Origin of the sequence: Lysobacter sp. 1R34A (assembly GCF_051217035.1) — a bacterium.
GTDB lineage: Bacteria > Pseudomonadota > Gammaproteobacteria > Xanthomonadales > Xanthomonadaceae > Lysobacter.
Map to the genome: position 1 here is coordinate 1 of NZ_JBPKJP010000189.1, position 2,616 is coordinate 2,616.

Below are 2,616 nucleotides of genomic sequence, written 5' to 3' on the forward strand. Positions count from 1 at the left end.
CGAGCACCTGCGGCGCGCGACCCGGCTGCGCGGCCACCACCGCGTTCGCCGCGGCCACGCTTTCGGCCCAGGCGCCGTTGACCGCGACCGGCACGATCCTGGATTCGCTCTCCGCGGCCGCCGCCGGTTCGGCCGGCGGCGCGGCATCGGCCGCGGCCAGCTTCGGCACCGTCGGCGCGTCGTTCTTGCCCGGCAAGGGCTCGGGCATCTTGCCGAGCAGCCAGGCGTCGAAGATCTTGCGCGCGATCGGCGCGGCGGTGCTGCCGCCGTAGCCGCCGTGCTCGACCACCACCGCGACCGCGATGGTCGGGTTTTCGGCCGGCGCATAGCCGACGAACAAGGCCTGATGGCGCAGGTGCAGCGGCAGCGAATGCGGATTCATGCTGACGTTGCCCTTGCGGCTGATCTTCTGCGCGGTGCCGGTCTTGCCGGCCATGCGGTACGGTGCGCCGCGTTCCATCACCCGCGCGGTGCCGCGCGCGCCATGGATGGTCGAGATCATGCCTTCCTGCACCGCGCGCAGATGCGCGGGGTTGTCGGTGATCAGGGTCGGCGCGGCGACCTGCTTGGGCAGCCACGGCGCTTCGTAGCCGGTGCGGCTCTCGCGCACCAGGTGCAGTTGCTGCAGGCGGCCGCCGTTGGCGATCGCCGCGGTGCCGCGCGCGAGTTGCAGCGCGGTCACCACCCAATAGCCCTGGCCGATGCCGGCGATGACGGTCTCGCCCGGGTACCAACCTTCCTTGCTGCGCTTGGCCTTCCACTGCGGCGACGGGAGGATGCCGACGTTCTCGCCGGCCAGGTCGATGCCGGTCTTCTGGCCGAAACCGTAGCGGGTCATGTACTCGTCGAAGCGGGCGATGCCCATCTCCAGCGCGAGCTTGTAGTAGTAGGTGTTGACCGACTGGGCGATCGACTCGCGCAGGTCGACCCAGCCGTGGCCGCCGCCGTGCGAATCGCGATAGCCGCGCTTCTGCCCGGGAATGTGGAACTCGCCGGTCGACAGGGTGCGGTCTTCGGCGCGGCGCAGGCCGCTGTCGAGGCCGGCCAGGGCGACGAAGGGCTTCATGGTCGAGCCCGGCGGGCCGCCGCCGAGCACGTTGCGGTTGAACTGCGGCCGCGAGGGGTTGCCCGACAGCGCCTTGTAGTCGGCGCTGGAAATGCCGTTGACGAACAGATTGGTGTCGTAGCTCGGCAGGCTGACCATCGCCAGCACCTCGCCGGTGCGCGGGTCGACCGCGACCGCCGAGCCGTCCATGTCGCCGAAGGCGGTGACCATGGCCTGCTGCAGGTCCATGTCGATGCTCAGGCGCAGGTCGGCGCCGGGCTTGGCCGGGACGTAGCCGACCTGGCGGATCGGCCGGCCGTCGACGTTGGTCTCGATCTGCTCGTAGCCGATCTGGCCGCGCAACTGTTCGTCGTAGAACCGCTCCAGGCCGGTCTTGCCGGTGTGGGTCAGCACGCCGGCGTTCTGGCCCATCGCCTCCTCGTCCTTGGTGTCGATGCGCCCGACATAGCCGATCACGTGCGCGAACAAGTCGCCGTAGGGATAGCGGCGGTTGAGGTAGGACACCAGCTCGACGCCGGGGAAGCGCCAGCGATCGACCGCGAACGCGGCGACCTCTTCGTCGCTGACCCGCATCTTCAGCACGATCGGCTTGAAGCCGCGGGTGGCCTTGCGCTCGCTCTCGAAGCGCGCGATTTCCTCGGGCGTCAGCGCAACGACCTGGGCCAGCTGCGGCAGCCAGACCTTGCTGTCGCCGGCTTCGCTGGGAGTGACTTCGATCCGGAACGCGGGCACGTTGTCGGCGAGAATCCGGCCCTGACGGTCGTAGATCAGCCCGCGCCCCGGCACCACCGGGCGCAGCTTGACCCGGTTGGCCTCCGAGCGCATGGCGTAGTCGTCGTGCTGCCAGACCTGCAGGCGGAAGTACCAGAAGCCCAGGCCGATCACCCCGAGCAGGACGAAGGCGAAGGCGATCGCGGCGCGGGCGCGGAACTGATCCGCCTCGGCCGCGGCGTTCTTGAGCACGCGTTTCTTGATCGGGCTGCGGCGCGGGCCCATCAACGCCTCCGCCAACTGCCCAGACGCAGGGCGTCGAGCAGCAAGAAGATCAGCGGCCACAGCAGCATGCCGGCCAGCGGCGACAGCCAGAACGCCGTCGGCAGCGCCGGCTCGCGCAGGACCACGTGGATCGCCGAGCTGACGATGCGGTCGTTGAGCATCAGGCCGCCGACCGCTAGGGCTTGCTGCGACAGCGGGAAGAACCGCAGCCGCGCGCGGAAGCGCTGCAGGATGAAGGCCATCACCACCAGTCGCAGGGCCTGTTCGCCGAGCAGGCCGTCCGAGACCAGATCGCCGGCCAGACCGACCAGGAAGGCGAAACCGAGGCCCACCCGATCGGGATCTTCGATCACCCAGTAGGCCAGGACCAGGCCGAGCCAGTACGGCCGCAGCGGCAGCAGCAGCTGCGGCAAGGGCAGCAGGCTCAGGGTCAGTGCGGCGATCAGACTGACCGGCAGCACCCAGTGATGGCGGGCGCGGGTCATCGGTCGTCTCCGGCGGCGGGCGCGGTCGGGGCGGTGGACGGCGCGCGATTGGCCGGCGCACGCGCGGCC

General features: G+C 70.3%; 2 protein-coding genes. Both read right to left on the reverse strand.

What is annotated here, in order from left to right:
* On the reverse strand, positions 1-2,062 hold a 2,062-nt coding region (mrdA, locus tag ACSAMQ_RS20370), incomplete at its 3' end, for a penicillin-binding protein 2 (protein WP_435397403.1).
* Positions 2,062-2,547: a rod shape-determining protein MreD gene (mreD, locus tag ACSAMQ_RS20375; protein WP_435397404.1), complete on the reverse strand. Its 486-nt coding sequence runs from the start codon at positions 2,545-2,547 to the stop codon at positions 2,062-2,064. The genes mrdA and mreD, both read right to left, overlap by 1 nt.
* Positions 2,548-2,616 lie beyond the last annotated feature (69 nt).

Coding starts and splice junctions, on each gene's coding strand:
- mreD (WP_435397404.1), bottom strand. CDS start 2,547: ATGACCCGCGCCCGCCATCACTGGGTGCTGCCGGTCAGTCTGATCGCC.